This is a genomic window from Natronorubrum aibiense (assembly GCF_009392895.1).
GTDB lineage: Archaea > Halobacteriota > Halobacteria > Halobacteriales > Natrialbaceae > Natronorubrum > Natronorubrum aibiense.
In genome coordinates, this window is the sequence record NZ_CP045491.1 from 185,309 (window position 1) to 207,310 (window position 22,002).

Below are 22,002 nucleotides of genomic sequence, written 5' to 3' on the forward strand. Positions count from 1 at the left end.
GCGAGGTCTCGAAACGTTCGAACGAGGGGTGTATTTCCGTCTAACTGTGCCACTCGAAAGCCGTGACACTACATGCTGATGACCCGTCAGTGGTGTCGCCGCGCGACCGCGTCGACGGCGGCCGTCACTCGTGGCCGAGTTCGTTTTTCCGTTCCGGCGACCTGCTCGTAGACCTCGAGCAACTGATCCGTGGTTCGGTCGATACTTACGTCACGGGCAGCCTCGCGGCCGTTCGAGCGCTCCTCGCGCTGCAGCACGTTGATCAGCCCGTCGATCAGTTCCTCGTCGGTCGTCGCGACGTGGGAGGGAGAGACCCCAGCCAGTCGCTCGCGGACGTCGCCGACGTCGAGGGCGACCACGGGCAGATTACAGGCCAGCGCCTCTTTGACCGAGTTCGGCGACCCCTCGCTGTCGGAGGTCAACAGCAGCGCGTCTGCGGCGTTCATGTAGTCGGCGACCGCGTCGTGGTCGACGCCGTGGACGACGCGGAGTTCGACCGGGCGCTCGAGCAGATTGTCGACCACCGAGACGATCCGTTTCGCTCGTGGGAGGTTCTTTACTTCGCGTTCGGGCGGGTACGGAAACAGCACCTGATAGGCGTCGCCGACGTCGTCCCAGCCGACGGCTTCGCGGGCCCGAGCCTGTGGTTTCGGCTGGAAGCGCTCTAAGTCGACGCCGTCGGGGATCACCCGGCAGTCCTGGCCCAGTTCCGAACGCATTCCTTCTGACATGACGATCACCTCGTCACACAGCGGCGCAGACGCGACGCTGATCGGCTTGACGGGACCGTGGACGTCTGACCCCCACAGCGACAACACGACCGGCGTTTGCCGCTGTGCCAGCGCCATCGGGGCCGTCAGCCCGTAGTGGGCGTGGATCAGGTCGTACCCGTTTCCCGCCTCGCGGATGACTTTCGGGACGGTACGGAGGTAATCGGTCGGCCCCCGTGCGGTGTCGGCGCTGACCTCGCCGGCGACCGACACCGTCGAAAACGAGACGCCGCGTTCCTCGAGGGCGGCCATCTGCTGGGTCATAAACGGCGCGTCGGCGTACGTCGTGAGCGTGAGGACGTGCATCTCGAACTGCCGGAGAGAGGGCCCGGACCCGTTTTGTTATCTAGTCTGCAGCGTCGCTGACGGTGCAGTCAATGCCGGAATACGTACTGCAACGGTCTGCTCGCTGGTGCTCCCCAATGTGGACTGAGACGGTCCGACGAGTTTTCTTCCCGTACACGCACATGTTCGAATCCGGCACTGTCCCGTCAGTTGCCGTATTCGGCCGCCTCGGGCCGTAGCAATACGATTACAAAGCACTGCTGGCGGCTATCCCGAGGCGATGCGGATCCTCGTCTTTGCGAACACACCCGCGCACGTCCATCTGTATCGACACGCCGTCGATCGGCTCGAGGCCGCGGGCCACGACGTGCTGGTCTTGACTCGAGAGTACGCCTGTACGACGGACTTACTCGATTTCTTCGGGATGCCGTACCGGGTGTACGGCACGCACGGCACTGACAGCTATTCGAAACTCCGATTTGCCCGTGAACTCGGCGGTCAGTTCGTGACGATCGCCCGCGAAGCAGTCCGATTCGATCCGGACGTCATCTTCGGTCGGGGACCCTACGCCGCCTACGCGGGAACGCTGACTCGAGCGCCGGTCGTCCTCGTCCTCGACGACGAGCCGGGCGATTTCAACCACACCGTCTCGCGGCCGTTCGCGGAGACGATCCTCTCGCCGGCGGTCACTCGCCGCGACCTCGGCGAGGACCACTACACGTTCGAGGGGTTCAAAGAGTGTGCGTATCTCCACCCCGACGTCTTCTCCCGCGACGAAAACGTCCGCGAGTTCCTCGGCGTCGACCCGGACGAACCCTACGTTATCGCTCGGTTCAACGCACTCGATGCGCTTCACGACACCGACATCGAAGGCTTCAGTCCTCACCAGCGACGCGATCTGCTCGAGCGACTGAGCGAGCACGCGACCGTCTTCGTCTCGGACGAAGGCGGCGAGATGGATCTACGCGACCTCCCTGCCCGGCCGTACGATCTCCACCCTGCGTTGATCCACGATGCGATGGCCGAGGCCTCCCTGCTGGTCGCCGATACGGGCACGATGGCCACCGAAGCGGCGCTGCTTGGCACACCTGCGTTCCGCTATCGCGGGACGGACAGCCACGAGTACGGCGAGTTTCAGGAACTCGAGCGCGCGGGACTGGCCGAACAGTTCGACGAGTACGTCGACGTCCGAAAGCGCTCGCTCGAGATCCTCGCCGATGACGACGCGTCGGCTCGCTGGCAACGGCGGCGACAGGAATACATCGACGATATGATGAATTTGACCGAGTTGCTGGTTGCGGTTGCCGAAGCTCGCGGGTCGATCGACCGACTGAGCCCGGCGACACGGCAGACGGTCCAACCCGTCCGGCGGGAAACAGCGCGGCCGGAACAGTAGATCGTAGCACGGTTTCTTTGTTCAGAACATCCCGTGTGACTCGTGTCACGTGCAGATGAAGCAATTAACGCCACGGCAATCAACATCTCCGTTAATTATCGTCTCGATTGCGGTTGCGTCGTGGTTGAGCCTTCCTGAATAGCGGCCTCGCAACTACCGACAACCCGATGAGTAAGATGACAAATGCGGCCCCCAGCCATGAAACTGGCAGTCCGAGGAGATATAATCCAGAGGTTCCGATGAGTGCCAGCATGATAATTGCAATAAGGACTAAATGAACACCTCCGAAAGCACCAGTAACCTTTGAATCACCGTACATGTCAAACCATTCATTTTATTTACGTATGTTTCTTGTGGTGTAAAATCCTATACGGGTTTTGAGTTCAGCACTGATAATCGATAACGAAGCTGTATTACCAATCACAGATAACCGAAGTACCCACTCCTGCTGGTACCAGTCTGCCTCGAGCCACGAGCACCCGGAGACGGCAAGTCCGGGATGTATCCGCGTCTCCGCCGAGTGTCTAGTCACACGATGTACCAGGATCTGTTGCTCGCCACCGACGGGAGTGAGGGCGCTCGCCAGGCTACAGAGCACGCGATCGAACTCGCCGCCCAGCTCGATGCGGCCCTGCACGTCCTCTCGGTGTCCGAGGAGGGACCGCACAGTTCGGAAAAACAGGATCGAATGCGTACTGATCCGGAATCCAAGGCCACCGACGCGCTTGAGGACGCTGAACGAGCAGCCGCCGATGCGGGCCTCGAGACGTCGACGATCGTCCGCCACGGCGTCGCCCAGGAGGAGATCGTCGACGTCGCCGAGACGAACGCGATCGACATGATCGTCATGGGTACCCACGGCCGAACCGGGCTCGATCACCTCGTCGTTGGCAGCGTCGCCGAGGAAGTCGTTCGAAACGCACCAGTGCCGGTCGTCACGGTTCGAGAACGGAGTTGAGGCTCGCGCTCGAGCGGCGGTCGTCGCTTGCAGCCTGAGATCGACTGTCGGTCGCCGAGCACGTAATGTCGTACTACCCGCGGATACGGCCTCGATAATTAACCAATCGGCACTGAAACGCCGTCCTATCGTGGTCGCTCGTCGTTCGAGAGTTCCCAGTCGGTTGGTGTCCGAGTGGGACCTTCTACGGTCACTGCACTCACTCGCGCAGTCACATCGGTACTCCCCACGAATGGCGGTGAGCTGCCGGTGAGTGACGAGTCAACCGCCGCCATTGGTGACGTCCTCCGCGTGCTCGTCGTCGGCGACTCGAGTGCGGCTGATGCGGCGATGGATGCACTTTCCTCGCAGCTTACGTCGATCTCGCTCGTCAGAGAGCGAACGCTCTCGAGCGCCGTCGACCGTCTCGCAGGCCTCGAGATCCACTGTGTCGTTTGCCCGATCGAGCCGATGGCGGCCGAGTCGACGCTTCTCGAGTCGCTTCGAGAGCGAACCGAGTCGGTACCGATCGTCGCCGTCGTGAGCCACGAAGCCGACGAGGAGACGGTCGAGCGAGCACTGGAGGCCGGAGCGACCGATCTCATCGACGCGACCGCGCCACCGCGGCTCGTCGCCACACGGGTCAACAACGCCGCCACACGGTTCCGACTCGAGGGCGCGTCCGATCGGTGCAGTCGGTCGATCCTCGAACGGTCCGACGCGCTCGTCTGGGTGCTCGAGGAGACGGGTACCATCGAGTACGCGAGTGCGGCCGTCGAGCCCCGGCTGGGTTACACGCCGGACGAACTCGAGCGGACGTCCCTCCCACAGCTCGTCCATCCGGACGACCGCGAACTGATCGAAGGGACGCTCGAGACCGTGTCAGCGGCCGCGCTCGGGGCCACCGAGCGCGAGTCGGTACGCCTTGGCCACGCCGACGGCACGTGGCACGTGTACGAACTGACCGTGACAAACCGTCTCGCTGATCCGCTCGTTGCGCGACTCGTGGTGACGCTCTCGTCGACGCCGACGGCCGGACCGGACGATGGTACTCGGACGGCGCTCGAGCGACTTGCGGAGTCAGTGATCGCGCTCGGTCCGCAGTGGGAGCTTCGCTACGCTAACGCGGCTGCGAGTCGGCTTTTCGCTCCCGACGTGGACGCAGAGCCTGGAACCGTCGTCTGGGAGCTGCTCGACGACGCCGTCCGCGAGCAGTTCTACGAACGGCTTCACGAGGCCCGGGCGAGGGACACTGTCGTCGAGTTTGAGGCTGTCATCCCCGACTCCGAGACTCGGTTTGTCGTCTCCGTCCATCCCGGCGATAACGGCGTCACCGTGTCCGCGCGTGAGGCACCTGCCACCGAGTTCGGCGGCGTCGATCGGGAGCGCTTCGACCTCCTCGAGTCGGTCGTCGACGCGCTCGATGACGGTCTCGCCGTTCTCGAGGGCTCGACGATCCGGTACGCCAACGCGCCACTGGTCGAACTGGGGGGCGAAACGCCGCTCGTCGGCCGCGACCTCGAGTCGATCTTCGACGCCGAGCTCGCGGCAGCGATTCGCGAGCGAGCACGGTCGCCGGTGGTCAGATGGATGGACCCCGTTTCGGGCTCGCTCGTCGCTGGTGACGCCCGTCGCCCGGTCGACGTCTTCGTCACGCCGCTGTCCGGCGACGACCGAACGCTCTGTGTCGTCCGCGACGGCCGTCGATCGCCGGCTGCATCCCTGTCGACGGTCCATCGGACGGTTACGGCGATACGCGACGCCGAGAGCCGCGCTGCCGTTCGACAGTTGGCCGTCGACGCGACGCTCGAGTGCTCGGCGGCTGATTTCGCCGGCTGGTATCTCGTTGAGGAGGACGTTCTCAGACCGGCAGCAGTCGCTACTCGAGCCGATTCCGAATCCGACGCTGTCGACCTCCCGCCGATCGATCGAGCCGGCATCGACGTGCTCGAGCGTCTCGAGGCCGGCGCAGCTGCCGCTGGCGACGCGATCGTCTTCGATCGTCCGGACGTCGAGTCGGCCCTCTCGCGCGCCGGCATCCGCGCTGAGCGGGTGCTCGCCGTTTCGGTCCCCGATCACGGCCTTCTCGTCGCGACGAGTACCGACCCGATGGCGTTTGGCGCGCGTACGAAGCCACCAGTCGAAACCGTGACTCGAGCGGCTGCGATCGCACTCGATTCGCTCGAGTGCGGGGTGACGGTCCGGCGACAGCGTGGTGATCTCGAGCGACTCGAGGCCCTCGTCGCCCGCTGCCAGCAACTTCAGCGGACCGAACGAACGCTGCTGGCCGGTGACTCTCGGGCCGACATCGAACGGCACCTCTGTAACGCGCTCGTCGACCTCGAGATCGACGACGTGACCGGTTCGATCGAATTTGCCTGGGTCGGCGACGTCGCCACCAGCACCGATCGGATCGCCCCCAGTACGTGGGCCGGGCGTGACGGCGCGTTCGTCGAATCGCTGTCAGTCTCGATGGACGACGAGTCGACTCATCCAGCGGCGCGCACAGCCCACACGCTCGAGCCGACTGTCGTCGCCGATCTCGAGGGCGAGGACCTCGATCAGGCATGGCAACGCCGGGCACTCGAGGCTGGCTTCGGCTCCGTCCTGAGCGTCCCACTCGTCGTCGACGACTTCTGTTATGGGACGCTCACCGTGTACGCGTCCCAGCCGTCGCTGTTCGACGCCGACGTCCGACAGTCGTGCGTCCACCTTGCAGCGGTCGCCAGCGCCGCGATCGCGTCGATCGAACGGAAACGCGCACTGCTGGCCGATCGCGTCACCGAACTCGAGGTCGTTCTCCGGGACGAGACGACGCCGCTGTCGGCGATCGCCCACCGACTCGAGCGACGACTCGACGTACAGGCCGTCGTTCCCCGTTCGTCGGGCGGTTCGACGGTGTTCTGTACGGTCCGCGACGTCACGGAGGTGGACCTCGATACGGCTTTCGAGGCAGTGTCAGCGATCGAATCGGGTCGTCTCGTCGGCGACCGGGCGGACGAGTCGCTGCTCGAACTCGCCTTCACTGCGTCGTCAATCGCGGAGACGCTCGCGACACACGGGGGCGTGTTACAGTCCGTGACGCCGGTCGACGATCGAACGCGGCTCGAAATCACGCTCTCGAGTACCGTCGACGTCCGGTCGTTCGTTCGCATGCTCGAGCGAACGTACCCGGGCACGGAGTTACTCGCCCGTCGGCAGCGGGCTCGATCCGACCGGTCCGTCCGCACGTTCGACGCCGAACTCCGCGAGCGGCTCTCGGAGCGACAGTTCCGGACCCTCGAGACGGCGTACTACGGTGGCTTCTTCGAGTGGCCTCGCGAGAGCACCGGCGAAACGATCGCCGACTCACTCGGTGTCTCCCAGCCGACGTTCAGTCGTCATCTTCGCCTCGCTCAGCAGAAACTGTTCGAACTATTGTTCGACGAACGCGACGCCGCCGACAGTGGCTGACCGCGAAGTCCGAAATCTGCTCAGTGTTTCGACGGGGTATTCGACACTTACTACTGCTCACAGATCGGAACTGGCCGGTAACAGACTATTTCTTTCCCCTCGAAACACTCAGCACGAACGATGGCTGAATCAATATAGCAGGTCGTCGCCGCGTCGGTTTTCTGTATAGCGTCTACGATCATATCCCAGCGGTCGAATCAGACGCTCAATGAGCGAGTTCGCGGTAACCGGATCTTACGACGGTCATCCACTCGGATGGCGGATCAAGCAGTGAGCATCGAGAGTTCCAACGCCGGGCGAGAGTCGGGCATCCGGTCGCAGGCGGACGGCGGCATCGTAACCCAACTCCGTCTCGACCACTCGTCGCTGTTCTTGCGCCCGACCTTGCGCCGCGCGGCTGACGTCACCGTCGAACCCGAGTACTGGACCACCCTCGAGACGGGGGAAACGCTCGTCTTCTGTAGCGTCTACGGGCGTTCGTTCGATCGCTTCGAGACGGCCCTCGAGATGGATCCGACGGTTACGGACCCCACCCTCGTCGATCGCTACCCCGATCGGCGTGTTTACCGGGTCGCGCTCACCGATCGAGCAGTGCCGTTTATCGCAGAAACGGCGGCCGCCGGCGGGCGACTGCTCGACCTCTCGAGTTCGCGTGACGGCTGGCTCGTCCAACTGCAGTTCCCGAGTCGGGACGATCTCGTCTCGTTCAACGACTACTGTCGCGAGCGTGGGATTTCGGTGACGGTCGATCATCTACGGCTGTCGGACGACGACGACGACGGCATCGTTGCCCTGACCGAAAAGCAGCAGGAACTCCTCGTCGTCGCCCACGAGGAGGGCTATTTCGACGTGCCGAGGGGCATCTCACAGGACGAACTGGCCGACCGACTCGGCGTCTCGAAGTCGGCTGTCTCGCAGCGACTTCGCCGCGCGATCGGCGAACTCTGTGCGTCGAAGCTGTGTTGACAACGTAGTCAGCATCACCCGACCATTCGCTTTCGGAACGCCTCGAGAACGGATGTTATGCCCAGAAAAAGCCAGACTGTTTGCATCACCGAGGCTCGACGACATCGCCGGTGATACGGACGTCCGTCCGTCAGTACCGGTGCACCCGCGACCGTCCTGCGAGTGCACCGTGACATCGGTCCAGCGGACCGTGTGAGTCGTACGACGCGGTTCCGATCGCTTACGCGTCGTCTTCGCCGTCGTCTTTCATCGCGCCGAGCTGTGAGACGAGCTCGTCGGTCGAGGCATCGGACTCGAAGGACAGCTGTCCGTTGTGGTCGTTTTCGTGGACGTTGACGGCCTCTACATCCTCGTCGTCGTCGGCCGTCTGCTGCTGTTGCTCGGATTCGTCGTAGCTACCAAAACCCATATGTTGACATACTCAGCGACTGCTAAAGGTGTGCCGATTCGCAGCGTCTCTGTGGTCTTGGTCCATGATTCGGATTCCCACTCCGTTTCCGTTATCCGGGTTGGAGCCGTCCCCGGTCTGCCCGCGATACGGACCGCTCACGCCGGTGTTGCGTGTGCGTGTCGATATCACTTCAGCCGCAGGTACTGCCGATCGTACTCGGGTTTGCCCTGTCGTGGGTGGATCATGATGAACGATTCCGGCGGCATCTCGGCCAGCCGCGCCGGGAGATCCTCGAGTTCGTTGTGCCAGCCGACATCGCCACGACGCGGCGAGATGGTAATGATGAGGTCGTCGTCGTCGGTTTCGTCCTCGAGCGTTGGTAGGAGCGTCCCCCAGTCGTCGAGTTCGGTGAATTCGGCTGTGGCGTCTTCTTCGACGAGACCGAACAGTTGCTCGAACTGGTGGGCGGAGCCCTCGATCACGATGACGGTTAGCTCCGCACCCAGCCCAGTTGCGATCCGTTTGATGATGTGGACGGACTCGTAGAACCCCTCGTGGTGGTCGGCACCGATTGGGACGACGACGAAGATCCGTTTGGTCGTGTTGATCGGATGGCCCAGCCGCGAGATCAACACGGGAAGCGAGGACCGTTCGAGCACCTGATCGATGATGCTCCCGAAGATTCGGTGCCGGAACGTCTCCGTCGCGTCCCAGCCCATGATGATCTGGTTGGCCTCTACCTCCACCGACCCTTGAACGATCCCCGACGCGATGTTGTGGTTGACTCGCGTTTCGGTTTCGATGGGGACCTCCGCGGCGCTGCCGGCCGCAGCGAGGTCCTCGAGGTCGTCGTTGACTGCTGCAACCTGAGTCTCGGTCGACTGCGTGCTATCGGGCTGGACGACCGTCATCACGTGTACCGGCTCGGACTTACTGTCGCCTTTGATGACGAAAGCGAGCTCGAGCAGTCGCTGCTGGAGTGCAGCGTTGTTCGACAGCGGTAACAGGATGTTGGGGTCTTTCGCGCTGCCGTCGTCGTCCCCAACGTCACGCTCGAGTGCCAGGTTCGTCGCTGCCCGTTCGGTCAGCCACGGGCTGACGAGTGCGGTCACGAGCAACAGCAAGACGACGGCGTTGAGCACTTCGGCAGCGAACAGTCCCTCTTCGAACCCGATGAGCGTGATCGCCAGTGCGGCAGCAGCCTGCCCGGTAGAGAGGCCGAAGATGACGTTGCGCTCGCTCGTCGTATACCCTTGAATCTGGGCGACGAGCCACGCGGCACCGGCTTTCGTGAGCACCATCACGACGACGATGAGTGCAGTGATCTGTAGCGTCTCGGGGCCTGCAAGAATCACGCTCGGGTCGACGAGCATCCCCACGTGCAGGAGGAAAAACGGAATGAAAAAGGCGTTGCCGACGAACTCGATGCGGTTCATCAAGGTGCCGCCCTGTGGAATCAGTTGGTTCAGTGCCAAGCCAGCGACGAACGCACCGAGGATTGCGGCGAGATCGAGAATCTCGGCGAGACTGGCGGCCGCGAAAACCGCGACCATTACGAACAGAAACTCGAAGTAACTCTCCTGGCTGAAGGTCTGGAAGAACCACCGTGAAACCGGTGGGAGAACGAACCAAGCGCTGCCGAATAAGACGACGAGCGCGAACCCGACCTGAGCGAACAGCCAGACGGTGAGTTCGCCTTCGACGGCACCGGTGACGATCGCGAGCACGACTAACGCGAGCGTATCTGTAAAGAGGATACCGCCGAAAACCGCGGTGACGGCCCGGTTTTTCGTCACACCAAGTCGATTGACGATCGGGTACGCGAGTAGTGTGTGCGAGGCGAACACCGACGAGAGCAACAATGCCGCCCAGATATCGAGTCCGAGAACCGTATACGTCACGACGGTCCCCACCAGAAACGGGATGCCGAAACTCGCAAGTCCGAACAGGGCCGCGTTCTCCGGTGCTTCCTTGAACCCGCGCATATCAAGTTCGAGCCCCACGGTAAACAGCAGATAAATCAACCCCACTTCGCCGAGCAGTTCGATCGCATCGGAGTGCTCGACGAACTCGAGCGCGCCCGGCCCGATGATCGCACCGAAGACGACGATGCCGACGATTCCTGGCTGGCCGAGTCGCTTGACCAGCAAGGGGCCGACGAGGAAGACGGCCATCGCGATCGTAAAGACCAACACCGGCTGATCGAGCGGTAGCCCGAGGCTACCGGCGACGAACGGTGTGCTCATCGGTTGCTCGACCAACTCCATAGTCAGTGTTCACGTGGTCTCTGACGCTGTGTGGGGTAAGCCACTGGCTCCGCCATCACGGACAGCATTCGATATCCCTCGAGCATCAATACCGTAATCATCGCCAAAAATGAACGGGTGAGTAATAAAACATATCATTCTGAGAACTGAATTCGAATATACGTACATTTCAGACGCTGCCGGCTAATACCGGCCGTTGGACTCGAGACGCCCCGTCGAAGTATCTGTACAAACGCGCGACGATAGCCACGATTATTATATCGGTGTATCGTACTGCCTCTCATGGGACGATATGGTAACCTCGATTATAGCTTTCTAACCAAAGCTGGGTTCCTGTTCGGTCTCGGATTGCTGCTTTTCGGTGCAAGTGGTGAGATACTCGGTCACGCCGTGTTCGGTGACCTGCCCGCGTGGCAGAACACGCTGTTCACCTACTCCGAAGGAGTCGGGCTCGTCATCAGTTTCGTTACGCCCTGGATCTTCGGGATTTTCCTGCCACTGACCGAATAGTCGAGCACTCGTTTCTCGTCCGAACCGGTCCTGATGCTGGCCCGTCACGCCAGCAATGCAGCCGTGCTCGCCTGCGACGTCCGCACCCAACGCATTGGGTGTGGGCTCGTTTTCACCCTCACGAAGCGACCGATGAGACCCAACCGACGAACGGAAGCCGGTGAATATTTTCGAACCAGTCGCTGGTCGAAAAACCACGTTTCGAGTTGGCCGCCGAGATCAGTGGTTGTGGGTCCATACTCGAATCTTGTCAGCCTGTTTGGTTGACATACTCTGTTTCGAGCCGCGTTTTGAACCATCTCTCGCGGTAAAATCGATGAAAACCGTACGTATATTTCGAAAATCGGTCCGAAGGTAATACTGTTTCTGGTGCAGACCTGTTTCGAAATCGACCCGAGATGGCCTGTTACCTGCTAACTACCGTCGCTAGTAGTCCGTCTATAGTAATGGCGGCAGATGGGGAGGTCCGTATCATGTCCGTGCACCGTTTGCCATCTCGAACAGTCGCCACGGGCGAACAACTACCTATGACGCCATCACGTCTGTCACGGGCGACCGTTCGATACCCTCCCCGCGTTCGTTCGAGGTCGAGTTCGAAAACTACTCCGTCGGTCTGTGAGCGTGTCACCGAACACGTTCACGGTGGGTGAGTGACCGATGTGTGGAATTATCGGTCGGGTCGGCGATGGAAACGCCTTAGAGCCGCTGCTGACTGGCCTCGAGAACCTCGAGTATCGTGGGTACGATTCGGCCGGTATCGCCGTCCAGAACGGATCCGGCATCGACGTCCAGAAGAGATCCGGCAAGGTCGATGAACTGAAAGAATCGATCGGTGACGCGCCGCTCGAGGGCGAGGTCGGCATCGGCCACACACGCTGGAGTACCCACGGGCCGCCGACCGACGCGAACGCCCATCCCCATACCGACGGCACGAAAGACGTCGCGGTCGTCCACAACGGTATCATCGAGAACTACGCCGAGCTCAAATCCCGGCTCGCCGACCACGGCCACGAGTTCACTAGCGACACCGACACCGAGGTCATCCCGCATCTCATCCAGTTCTACCTCGACGACGGCATGGAAAACGAAGCGGCGTTTCGCCGCGCGATCGACGAACTCGAGGGGAGTTACGCCGTGACGGCGATGCTGTCGGGCGAGCACGTCCTCTACGCTGCCCGGCAAGGCTCGCCGCTCGTCGTTGGTATGGAAGACGGCGAGTACTTCCTCGCGAGCGACGTGCCGGCGTTTCTCGAATATACGGACAGCGTGGTCTATCTCGAGGACGGCGACGTCGTCATCGTCGACGACGGCGGCGTCGAGTTCACCGACCTCGAGGGGAATCCGGTCGTCCGCGAACCCGAAACGATCGAGTGGGACCCCGAACAGGCCGGCAAAGGCGAGTTCGATCACTTCATGCTGAAGGAGATACACGAGCAGCCGACGTCGCTGGCACAGGCCCTCGAGGGCCGAATCGATCCCGAGAACGAACGGATCGCGCTCTCGGATTTCGAGCCGGGAACGTTTGCCGACGTCGAGAGCGTCCAGTTTATCGCCTGCGGAACGTCTTATCACGCGGCACTGTACGGCTCACTCGCACTGAACCAGGCCGGGATTCGATCGACGGCGCTGCTCGCAAACGAGTACAGCGTTTCGGCCCCACCGGTCGACGACGACACGCTGGTCGTCGCGGTCACCCAGAGCGGCGAGACGGCCGATACGCTGAACGCGCTGCGACAGGCCAACGCCGAGGGGGCGACGACGGTGACGGTCACGAACGTCGTCGGCTCGACGGCTGCCCGCGAGGCCGACCAGGCGCTGTTTATCCGTGCCGGGCCGGAAATCGGCGTCGCCGCGACCAAGACGTTCTCCTCGCAGGCGGTCATGCTGTTATTGCTCGGCCAGTGTATCGCTGCCGACCACCACGGCGAGCCGCCGGCCGATCTCGAGGCGCTCCTGCCGGAGCTCGCTGCGATGCCCGATGCGATCGACGGTCTGCTCGAGACTTCCGAGGCCGACGCTCTCGCTGAGCAGTACGCACACAGTCAGTCGTACTTCTTCATCGGTCGGGGACTCGGGTTCTCGGTGGCGCTCGAGGGCGCGTTGAAGTTCAAAGAGATCACCTACGAGCACGCCGAGGGCTTCGCCTCGGGTGAGCTCAAACACGGTCCGCTGGCGCTCGTCACGCCAGAGACACCCGTCTTCGCCGTCTTCACCGGTGAGGAAGACGAGAAAACGCTCAAAAACGCCGAGGAGGCACAGACCCGCGGTGCGCCGGTGATCGCGGTCTGTCCCGACGATCACCGTGCGGTCGACGTTGCCGACGAACACCTCTCGATACCCGAAACCGCGCCCGACCTTGCGGGGCTGCTCGCAAACGTCCAGTTACAACTGGTCTCGTACTACGCCGCTGACCTCCTCGATCGACCGATCGACAAACCGCGTAATCTCGCCAAAAGCGTCACCGTCGAATAGGCTCTCACCCCTGTCGTGTCGTTTCGCGTTGATTCCGGATTGCGTTTTCACGTCCGACCGCCGTCGCTCCTGTGCCGTTCCTGTCGTCCGTTCGGCTCGCTCGAGGACGTCGCTGGCTTCGTGCTCGCCTCTCGGTCGAACCTCGAGTACGAGCCATCGATGCCGTCGGACCCGGACCACCCCCGTAGACTCGGATCCGGACGGCGTCGCCGGCACCGACCCGCACTCGAACGAAGCGCAATCGCCCTGGAGAGAACTGCCACGCTGTCTGTCGAGCCGTCCTCTCCACCTAGGCAGGCACCACACCACCATATAAAGGCAACACGTGGGAGTGACGGCACACTGACAGTCGGTGTTCCGATGGTTCGACCGTCTGTCTGGTCAGGTCGAGTCCCGTGGAATCTCTTCCGACTCACACTGGAAGAGGTGTCGGGTGAATAGCACCCACTTTTCAGCTCGATTTACCGTCGGTCGAGACTCGTGTGACGACCGTGAATCGTCGCTCGAACTCGAGTCGATCCGACCGTAAGTACTCCCATAAAACGAGATATTATCGGATGTAAATCACGTATTACCGCCGTGTAAAACGCTGACACTGCTGTTTTCCGAACAGTCTTCTATCGATGACTGTCACGGATTGAATTGGGATGGACTCGCATTTATCTTGATTATGCTGTCTATAGTAAATACCGTTCTGTGGCTACGAGTTGATGATGTCGACGGAACCAACTGATACGAAGTGGACACCGATGACGTCTGGTCAGCAAACGACTGCCCCTCGATGTGTCAACTGTGGGAACCAGGTCACTCGGCAGTTTGCTCGTGTCTTTGGGGACAATCGTGACGTCGTCCACGCTTGTCCTGACTGTGCGACGTACCGAGAGATGAAAACGTCCGATTTCATTCCGAAAGAACGACGATAACGATTCTCGAGCGCGTGTTCTGTTGACGACGCCGTCTTCTGTCGCCTCGTACAACCGCCAGATCGACATCGACTGGCTCGATAGTACCAACTGAAACGGGTTCCACACCGATCGCACTGTCCGCGGTTCTCGCTTATAGGCGTTCCTCCCCGTTCGCTTTCCTGCGGTCTCGCCCACCTCGTTCGCTTCGAATCGCGCACGCTCCGAACTGCACTCCCGTCGTGCGATCGGATGTGCACTGACGTTTAGCGGCTACTATAGAGTAATTCGTTTCAGATGCTACTATCGGTCCACGACCGTGTGTCTTTGATGTCGACGTGCAACGGACACACTGCTCTGGGACTGACGTCTCAACGGACAGTGTGATGTGGAACTCGTTTCAGGTGTTCATAGAGCGGTTTTGATTCGTGAAACGACTGCGTTGTGGTGGACGAAATGCTGGGTCGAGACGGAACGGCCACAGCACGGTCACGATCGCACCGAGAGCTCGTGACAGCAGTTGGTCCTCGCTGACGACGCTCGAGACCGGTCATACCCTGCCTGTCCTGTCGTTAGCCGCTCCCTATATTTCTGAACTGTCTGTATCGTATATACGGCGGACCCGCGTCGGTGTCACCTGATAATGACTCCAGTATCGCGCCGTCGACGGACCGCGTCGTCTCTCAGTTCGATCAGGGGGTGGCCGGTCGCAAAACTGTCCGTCCGGACCGACCGAGCGCTGCCCCACTGCAGTGTGCGAACCGAAACCGACCGCCGGCGAACTCACCAATGAGTGCAACCGAATCCGAGCCCGAACTCGAGGGGGAGACTGCCGATTCGGACTCGTCGACGTCACTGACCGAGTTGCCGCCGAGTTCGAAACTCGTCTACAAAGTTCTCGAATACGAAGGATCCATGACACAAGAGGAGATCGCGACGGAGTCCCGCCTCTGTCCTCGGACCGTCCGGTACGGAATCGGTAAACTCGAGAACGAGGACCTGGTCACCAGTCGTATCTCGCTCGAGGACGCCCGTCAATCGAAGTACAGAATCGTCGACTGATCGCAGCCCGGGTGGTCGGCTACCGTTTCCGGTACCGATCCACCAGCAGATCGAGACCGAACGCCCCCGACGTGATCTCGTAGTGGAGTTCGAGGCGAGGGTTGAACTTCGCTTTGTACCGGTTGATACTCGGCACGCCGGCACCGACGAGATCGTACCGCTCGAGGCCGTCGTGGAGGCCGTCGCGCATGACGTGCCAGTCGAGGAGGTCGTTGATCGGAAGGTCGATCTCGGTATCCGGTTTGACGCCGCCTTGCCATCGATATCTGGTCGTCTCCGACTCGACGACTAAGATGCCCCCGACGAACTCGCCGTCGACGCGACAGACATAGGGTCGAATCGAGCCGTCGGGGAGAGCTTCGTGAACCGACCGTGCGAACGTCGGACTCAACTGGAACGACTGGCCCTGGTTTTCGTATCGCTGTGCGACCTGGTTGACGATGCGTTCGACGTCGTCGTTGTCGCCTTCTTCGATGACGTAGGCGTCCTCGTCGGCGTTCCGAATGTTGTTTCGCGCGTCGCTGCTAAACCGTTTCAACAGCGTCTCCTCGTCGTCCTCGAGATCGACGACGTAGGTGTAGCCGGGCTCAACCTCGTAGCCGTTCCAGATGAACGGCCGCACGTCGTCGAACTCGGCGGCGACGAACTTCGAGTACAGCGGCGAAATCTCCTGTTCGATCCACTCGAGACTCCCCTCGAGGAATCGTTTTGTTCGACGATCGGCCTTCCGTTGTTTGAGTTTGTCGACGTTCAGCAGGGACGGGCCGAGGTAACACGACCACGAGAAGGGGGCCGGTGAGAATGCACCCGTGATCGGGCCTTTGCTGTACTCGAAGACGGGAAAGAGACCGACGGCTTCCTGTCCTTTGAATCCGGCCAGCATGTGTAGCGTCGATCCGGTGTCGTCGGCCTGCAGTCGCAGCGCTTCGGCCCGGTAGAACGGGTTGGTGCCGTCCGATCGCTCGACGTAGCGGTTCCACTCGTCGGCGTCGGTCTGTGGATCGAGTACGGTTACCTCGATACCCATCGTTAGAGATACCCCAGATCCGAGAGTCGATCTTCGACGGCCGTGTCGTCGGTCGCGCGGATTGGATCGGGCTCGTAGGCGGGATACGACGCCTCCGTCCCACCGTCGATGACCGGGAGTGTCGTTCCGTCCATCGCTTCGTCGATCGGAACGTCGAACAACGTACAGATCGTCGGCGCGACGTCGAAGATCGTCGCTCCTTGAATCGTCACCGACTCGTCGAACTCGTTACCCGTGGCGGCGACGACACCCGTTTGCTTGTGGTTCCACGACTCCATCGGCTCGCCGAACTGGTCGATGCCGACGTCGGCGACGATCGCGTTATCGAACGCAGCGGGCACGGTCAGAATGTCGGGCCCGTTATCGACGTGTGGCCCTTCGAAGTACGTCTCCCGCGGTTCGACCGCCTCGAAGACGGGGTCGCCGTCGGGCGTTCGCACAGCTGAAAGCTGGTCGATCAGCTCCGCCCGGACCGACTCGTACTCCGATTCCGGCACCTGTCCGTTCGGCTCCCGTCCCTCGAGGTTGATCCGGACGCCCAGTTCGCTCTTGGAGCGGACGTACACCTCCGATTCCGGAAAGTCGACCTGTTCGCTCGCGGCCCGGATTATGTCGTTCGGTACCCGGCTGCCGATCGGTTCTTTCAGGCCGACCGTATCGAGGGCGCTCGCGACTCGCTGGGTCGTCACGCCGAACGTTGCGGCGACGTTCATCAGCTGCTCGAGGGCACTTTCGTCGTGTTGGCCAGCATCTTCACCCTCGAGCAGGTCGTTTTCCCACGCTTTCGACCAGGTCGGCATTCCCTCGCCGCCGCTTTTGGCTGCGAGCAGGCCCTGCTCGCGGAAGAACTCGTTGACCCGAAACTCCGTTCCGGTCACTTTGCCCATCCCGTGATCGCTGACGACCAGGATGTTGTCCGGATCGGTCGTCTCGATCGTTTCCGCGAGTTGCTGGTCGACCGCACGGTAGACGGCTTCGATCGCTTCCTTGTCTCCCGGCCGTTCGTGGAACACGGTGTCGGTCTGTTGGAACTGGAGGAAGCCGAAACCGGGATCGACCCGCCGACACAGGTAGCGAAACGCCTTCCCGCGTCGGTCGATCGTCTGTTCGTAGCCCTCGATCGACCGGTCCGACGCGTCGGTGCTCTGTGGGTAGACGTGATAGTCTCCACAGGCCAGTTTCACGTCCTCGAGAATCCCCTCCGGATGACAGGTCGGATCTTCCGGTGCGGTCATGCCCGGAATCAGCGCGCCGTCGAACGACGTGGGTGGATGGGTGACGGGGACGTTGACGACGACGCTCGAGATCCCGTGCTCGCTCAGCAACTCCCAGACCGGTCGTTCCCGAACGTGGGTCGAGTTGACGACGTCCCAGTCGTAACCGTCGAACGAGAGGAAATCGAAGACGCCGTGTTTGCCCGGGTTCTTCCCCGTGTACATCGACGGCCACGCGCTCGCCGTCCAAGGCGGGATCTGCGACTCGAGGGCGCCGCTGGTTCCAGTCTCGAACAGTCGCTGGAGTGTTGGAGTCTCGTCCGCCTCGAACAGTGGCTCGAGGATCGAACGGCAGCCAGCGTCGAGCCCAACAACGAGGAGGCGAAGGTCAGTTTCGTCGGCCGAAGCTCTCATAGTGGACTCCCACAGCCTACCGTGATTTTGTTATCCGACTGTTTTGCCCTGTAGGCACAGACTGCGTTCATGACACCGAATCGTGTGAGTAATCGAACCTGGTCTGTAAGCAGCCCCTGTTTGTACGCCTGTCGCCAGTATCGTCCCAATCACTATACTTCGTGTTCGTCTACGTCGTTCTATAGTCTCTATGTTGACATTAGGACAGTGGACTGACAGAGACACAGATGATCAGTGAACATCCATCGCTGTCTATCCGATCGCTCTCCGAGCCGGAGGCAACCGATATTCGATCGGTGCTCGAGCGGTCGGCGGCCGATATTTCGTTTTACGGCTCCGGGAAGGCCGCACTGTACGACGGCCTCGCCGGGCTCGTCGAACCCGGCGAAAACGTTCTCGTTCCCGCCTACCTTCCCGATGCGATCGCCGAGGCGCTGGTCGATCTCGAACTTGAGGTTCGGTACTACTGCGTTGAAGAAACCCTCGCGCCGGATCTCGCCGACGTTGAACGACGGCTCGACGACGACACCGTCGCGGTCATGTCGGTCAACTACTTCGGCTTTCCACAGCCCGGACTCGAAGAGTTCATCTCGCTCGTCGAGGAGTACGACTGCTACCACATCGACGACAATGCCCACTCCCCGATCAGCGTCGATAACGGTACCTTACTGGGGACTCGCGGCGACCTCGGCGTGTCCAGTCTCTGGAAACTGCTCCCGATTCCCGACGGTGCGGTCCTCTACTGCAACGATCCCGCCGTCGCTGCACGGCTCGAGCCGTCGTCGTTCGCCGGCATCCGGACGCAGTTCGGAACCGACGACTGTCTGTTCGTCCTCAAGTCGCTCGTCTCGAATCTGCTCGGGGTGAACGAGACGATCCAGCGATCGGTCGACGAATTCGTTGCCAGCCGTGGCCCTTCACTCTCGGTTCCCGGTCCGAAAACCCGGTACGAAGCCGGCAAAACCCAGATGTCGAAACTCTCGGCGCATATCGTCGAACACACCGATTCCCAGCCGATCCGAGCACGCCGGCGCGAAAACTACCGCGCGTGGCAGCGTCTCCTCGAATCACGCGCCGACGCCGAGGTTCTCTACGAGTTGCTCCCCGAAGGTATCTGTCCGCAGGTCTTCCCGGTTCGAACCGATGCCCCACAACAGTTGCTCGAAGACCTCGAGCGCTGTGGTGTCGATGGCGCACACACCTGGCCGCGACTCTCGAGTGCCGTCGTCGACGATCCGACGTACGACGTTGCGACGACGTTGGCTCGGGAGATTATCGTGTTGCCCATCCACCAGCAACTCGACCCCGGGACGATCGACGCCGTCGGCGAGCAGTTGTCGCAGCACGTCGCGTCCGATTGACACCCTCGTAGTCGGAACCGACGCTGTAGGCCGGGCCTGAATCAGTAGCCTGAACGTTTACTCAGCGTTCGCCACCGTGTTCAGTTCCGCTTGGACGTCGTCGGCGAGCGTGTAGGTTCGCTCTGCGGGTCGGTCGAGAACTCCTTCGGTCCGCAGCTCCGAGAGCAGACTCTGGACTGCGACCGTTGATCGTTCGACGCTGTCGGCGACGGTGGCCGTCTCGAGGGCCTCGTTTCGGGCCAACACGACCAGTGCTTTTCGTGCCGTCGCCACCGTACACTGGGATTGACCGGCCGCCCGCGCAAGTCGGTCGTTGATCCACTCCCCATCGAAGCAGTCCTCGTGAATCGCCGACGCTGGTGGGGTGGTCGTCGTGTGCTCGTCGATGTCTGCCTCGGCAGACTCATTGCCCGACCTCGACTCCGCGAACGGCGTGTAGCCGAACTCGATATCGTCACCGCCGGCCTGAATGATCGTCGACTCGGCGGTCGATGCCGATTCCGGCGCTGCCTTCCCCGGCTCCGTCTCGTGCTCGAGTTCGCGCACTCGGTCCTGCAGCCGTTCGTTTTCCTCACGGAGCCGTGCTATCGTCTCCGTTCGTGACGCGAGTTTCGCCTCGAGCGTCTCAATCCGCTCGTCTTTTTCCGCGAGGGCTGCTTCGAGTTCGTCCCGTTCAGTCTCGAGTGCGTGGAGTTCGTCGTGGAGTCGCCGCTGCTCGTCGGCTGGCAGCTGCGTCTGGACAGTGTTCGATCCCGTCAGCGCATCCGCCATCTGTTTGGCCGCACTCGAGACGTCCCGCGCCGATTCGAGTTCGGTCTCCAGAGTCTCGATGCGTTTGTTCTTTTTCTCGAGTTTGTTCTCGAGTTCGAGGATCCGGTCTTCTTCACGTTGCTTTCGATCCGAGATATCTTGGAGGTCGCCGACGAGTGCATCGGAGACGGACTTCAGCTCAGGACGTTCGAAGTCGTCGAGGCCGGGCGTCGCGCCCGCGTCGAAGGTCCGCTTGCGACGGAACTGGACCTTGCGGACGTCGATCTCAGTCCAGTCGGTCTGGACGAACGCCTGTCCGTCGTTGAGGTCCGAGACTAACTCCGCGTACTCGGTGTCGATGATTCGCCCGACGACCTTGGTGTCGTTGTCCCATGTCAACCGATGCCAGACGAGCCAGTTCGCCTGCGTGATGAAATCCTTCTTGACGTCGGCCGGGCGCTGACTGATCCCGAGGATGCCGAGCCCGTGCTTGCGCCCGCGCTTGCTGATCTTGATCAACAGGTTCCCCGTTTCGCCGACACCGCCACCCTCCGGAATGTACTCGTGGACCTCCTCGACGACCAGCAGGAAGGGCTTTTTCAACTTCTTCTCTTTGACGAACAGCTGGCGGGCTATCTTTCGTAAGAGTTCGTCCGCAACCTCCTCGTCGAGGTAGCCCGAGACGTCGAGGATTACAGGGACGTTCTCCTCGAGCGCCAGCGAGGCCATCTGCTCAGCGTGTTCCGGCCCGATCTGGATATCACACTCCTCGTCAGCCCCGGCATGGAGCATCTCGTACTCCTCTTTGAGCCCGTAGTACTCCCCGTCGGTGTCGACGATCAACAGCGGAAAGCCCGCCTCGAGTAACTCCTCGGCGATGACCGACGCGGTGTTTGACTTCCCCGATCCTGATTTTCCGGTGACGAACCCACGGCCAGTCAGCAACTCGACGACGGGAAGATGAAGGTCCGTTCCGTCGTCCGTCTCACCCACCAGAATCTCGCGCTGGTCGCTCACCGACCCATCACCGCCGACGCCTGCGACACGTTCATATATCAGTATACTCCGAACACTGTCCCTTGAATATTGGCCTCGCACGCGTTCCATGCCGGCCATCACTGTTGTGGGTGTTCGCTCGTCACTCTCCGGCTAAACAGTTCACACTTCTCACACAGTGTGAAACGTTCGAACTGTCTGCGAAGCGCCAACTGTCTGTTGGTGCTCGTCCCAGCTGCCACAATACACTGTGTAGACAGCTTACACTGTGTAAACATTTCGTCGCTGTTCGCACAGCAGTTGCGACGACACTCGAGTCTCGAGTGTGGGTCGGTCGGCACTCGGTTTTGGTTCACGAACTGTCCGAACGCTCTCTGCGGTGCGTACAGTCTACACTGTGTAAACAGTCTACACTGTGTAAAATTCTCACACCTCTCGATAGATCGTTCCAACCCACAGCTGCGTTATGTCGCTCCAAAGCCGGCCTAAACGACGATACTGAAACACAGTTCACACGGTGTGGATCGATCCGATAAGCACACGGTGTAGACTGTGTAGAATGTGCAGACTGTTTTCCGCTACTGTTAAGTCCGATTGCTTGAATGATAGGCGTGTTACTCGCCACAGCAGACTGGCTCGATCTCAACTGGACATCATACAATGTTTCCACCGTGTACACGCTGTTCGCCGCTTGCACATCGTAGCCGGATCGGGCAGTCGGTCGATCGCTCGGGAGCGATGCCGATCGAACAGTCTACACATTTCATACCGTTCACACAGTTCGGCTTGTACCCGTCTCGGCAACAGTTGTCCGAACAGTGCACACGGT

At 61.3% G+C, this 22,002-nt stretch carries 15 protein-coding genes; 9 read left to right on the forward strand and 6 right to left on the reverse strand.

Annotated elements, in window-relative coordinates:
- Positions 1-86: 86 nt before the first annotated feature.
- Positions 87-1,076, reverse strand: coding sequence for a glycosyltransferase (locus GCU68_RS20970; protein ID WP_152944591.1), 990 nt, complete (start codon positions 1,074-1,076; stop codon positions 87-89).
- Between the two features lie 259 nt (positions 1,077-1,335).
- On the opposite strand from GCU68_RS20970, the gene GCU68_RS20975 reads away from it, so the two are divergent.
- From GCU68_RS20975 to GCU68_RS20990, 4 genes are all read left to right on the forward strand, one after another.
- Complete coding sequence (locus GCU68_RS20975; protein ID WP_152944592.1) at positions 1,336-2,451, forward strand: DUF354 domain-containing protein; 1,116 nt, start codon at positions 1,336-1,338, stop codon at positions 2,449-2,451.
- Between the two features lie 535 nt (positions 2,452-2,986).
- Entirely contained in the window at positions 2,987-3,409 is a 423-nt protein-coding gene (locus GCU68_RS20980) for a universal stress protein (protein WP_152944593.1), read from the forward strand.
- A gap of 249 nt (positions 3,410-3,658) precedes the next feature.
- Complete coding sequence (locus tag GCU68_RS20985) at positions 3,659-6,841, forward strand: bacterio-opsin activator domain-containing protein (protein ID WP_152944594.1); 3,183 nt, start codon at positions 3,659-3,661, stop codon at positions 6,839-6,841.
- Positions 6,842-7,096: 255 nt separating this feature from the next.
- Positions 7,097-7,807: a helix-turn-helix domain-containing protein gene (locus tag GCU68_RS20990; protein WP_227015156.1), complete on the forward strand. Its 711-nt coding sequence runs from the start codon at positions 7,097-7,099 to the stop codon at positions 7,805-7,807.
- Positions 7,808-8,027: 220 nt separating this feature from the next.
- On the opposite strand, the gene GCU68_RS20995 is transcribed toward GCU68_RS20990, so the two are convergent.
- Complete coding sequence (locus tag GCU68_RS20995) at positions 8,028-8,216, reverse strand: DUF5786 family protein (protein WP_152944595.1); 189 nt, start codon at positions 8,214-8,216, stop codon at positions 8,028-8,030.
- A 167-nt stretch (positions 8,217-8,383) separates the two neighbouring features.
- Positions 8,384-10,444, reverse strand: a complete 2,061-nt coding sequence (locus GCU68_RS21000) for a cation:proton antiporter (protein WP_152944596.1) — start codon at positions 10,442-10,444, stop codon at positions 8,384-8,386.
- Between the two features lie 303 nt (positions 10,445-10,747).
- Between GCU68_RS21000 and GCU68_RS21005 the strand changes: the two genes are divergently transcribed.
- From GCU68_RS21005 to GCU68_RS21020, 4 genes are all read left to right on the forward strand, one after another.
- Complete coding sequence (locus GCU68_RS21005) at positions 10,748-10,975, forward strand: DUF7860 family protein (RefSeq protein WP_152944597.1); 228 nt, start codon at positions 10,748-10,750, stop codon at positions 10,973-10,975.
- A 657-nt stretch (positions 10,976-11,632) separates the two neighbouring features.
- On the forward strand, positions 11,633-13,447 hold the full coding sequence (gene glmS / locus GCU68_RS21010) for a glutamine--fructose-6-phosphate transaminase (isomerizing) (RefSeq protein ID WP_152944598.1): 1,815 nt from the start codon (positions 11,633-11,635) through the stop codon (positions 13,445-13,447).
- A gap of 713 nt (positions 13,448-14,160) precedes the next feature.
- A complete protein-coding gene (locus tag GCU68_RS21900; protein ID WP_076609276.1) occupies positions 14,161-14,370 on the forward strand; it encodes a DUF7563 family protein in 210 nt (69 codons plus the stop codon).
- A gap of 768 nt (positions 14,371-15,138) precedes the next feature.
- The gene (locus GCU68_RS21020) at positions 15,139-15,411 is read left to right on the forward strand and encodes an ATP-binding protein (protein ID WP_152944599.1); all 273 of its coding nucleotides are present in this window, start codon (positions 15,139-15,141) and stop codon (positions 15,409-15,411) included.
- A 19-nt stretch (positions 15,412-15,430) separates the two neighbouring features.
- On the opposite strand, the gene GCU68_RS21025 is transcribed toward GCU68_RS21020, so the two are convergent.
- Together GCU68_RS21025 and GCU68_RS21030 are read right to left on the reverse strand one after the other, a co-directional pair.
- Positions 15,431-16,438 carry a lipid II:glycine glycyltransferase FemX gene (locus GCU68_RS21025; RefSeq protein WP_152944600.1) on the reverse strand — a complete coding sequence of 336 codons (1,008 nt, stop codon included), beginning with the start codon at positions 16,436-16,438 and terminating at the stop codon, positions 15,431-15,433.
- A gap of 2 nt (positions 16,439-16,440) precedes the next feature.
- Positions 16,441-18,066, reverse strand: a complete 1,626-nt coding sequence (locus tag GCU68_RS21030) for an alkaline phosphatase family protein (protein ID WP_152944601.1) — start codon at positions 18,064-18,066, stop codon at positions 16,441-16,443.
- A 227-nt stretch (positions 18,067-18,293) separates the two neighbouring features.
- Here GCU68_RS21030 and GCU68_RS21035 point away from each other — a divergent pair, with 227 nt between their 5' ends.
- Positions 18,294-19,427, forward strand: a complete 1,134-nt coding sequence (locus GCU68_RS21035) for a DegT/DnrJ/EryC1/StrS family aminotransferase (protein ID WP_152944602.1) — start codon at positions 18,294-18,296, stop codon at positions 19,425-19,427.
- A 57-nt stretch (positions 19,428-19,484) separates the two neighbouring features.
- On the opposite strand, the gene GCU68_RS21040 is transcribed toward GCU68_RS21035, so the two are convergent.
- The gene (locus tag GCU68_RS21040; RefSeq protein ID WP_227015158.1) at positions 19,485-21,194 is read right to left on the reverse strand and encodes a helicase HerA domain-containing protein; all 1,710 of its coding nucleotides are present in this window, start codon (positions 21,192-21,194) and stop codon (positions 19,485-19,487) included.
- Positions 21,195-22,002: the final 808 nt, after the last annotated feature.

Coding starts and splice junctions, on each gene's coding strand:
- GCU68_RS20975 (WP_152944592.1), top strand. CDS start 1,336: ATGCGGATCCTCGTCTTTGCGAACACACCCGCGCACGTCCATCTGTAT.
- GCU68_RS21030 (WP_152944601.1), bottom strand. CDS start 18,066: ATGAGAGCTTCGGCCGACGAAACTGACCTTCGCCTCCTCGTTGTTGGG.
- GCU68_RS21005 (WP_152944597.1), top strand. CDS start 10,748: ATGGGACGATATGGTAACCTCGATTATAGCTTTCTAACCAAAGCTGGG.
- GCU68_RS21035 (WP_152944602.1), top strand. CDS start 18,294: ATGATCAGTGAACATCCATCGCTGTCTATCCGATCGCTCTCCGAGCCG.
- GCU68_RS21000 (WP_152944596.1), bottom strand. CDS start 10,444: ATGAGCACACCGTTCGTCGCCGGTAGCCTCGGGCTACCGCTCGATCAG.
- GCU68_RS20970 (WP_152944591.1), bottom strand. CDS start 1,076: ATGCACGTCCTCACGCTCACGACGTACGCCGACGCGCCGTTTATGACC.
- GCU68_RS20995 (WP_152944595.1), bottom strand. CDS start 8,216: ATGGGTTTTGGTAGCTACGACGAATCCGAGCAACAGCAGCAGACGGCC.
- GCU68_RS20980 (WP_152944593.1), top strand. CDS start 2,987: ATGTACCAGGATCTGTTGCTCGCCACCGACGGGAGTGAGGGCGCTCGC.
- GCU68_RS20990 (WP_227015156.1), top strand. CDS start 7,097: ATGGCGGATCAAGCAGTGAGCATCGAGAGTTCCAACGCCGGGCGAGAG.
- glmS (WP_152944598.1), top strand. CDS start 11,633: ATGTGTGGAATTATCGGTCGGGTCGGCGATGGAAACGCCTTAGAGCCG.
- GCU68_RS21900 (WP_076609276.1), top strand. CDS start 14,161: ATGTCGACGGAACCAACTGATACGAAGTGGACACCGATGACGTCTGGT.
- GCU68_RS21025 (WP_152944600.1), bottom strand. CDS start 16,438: ATGGGTATCGAGGTAACCGTACTCGATCCACAGACCGACGCCGACGAG.
- GCU68_RS21020 (WP_152944599.1), top strand. CDS start 15,139: ATGAGTGCAACCGAATCCGAGCCCGAACTCGAGGGGGAGACTGCCGAT.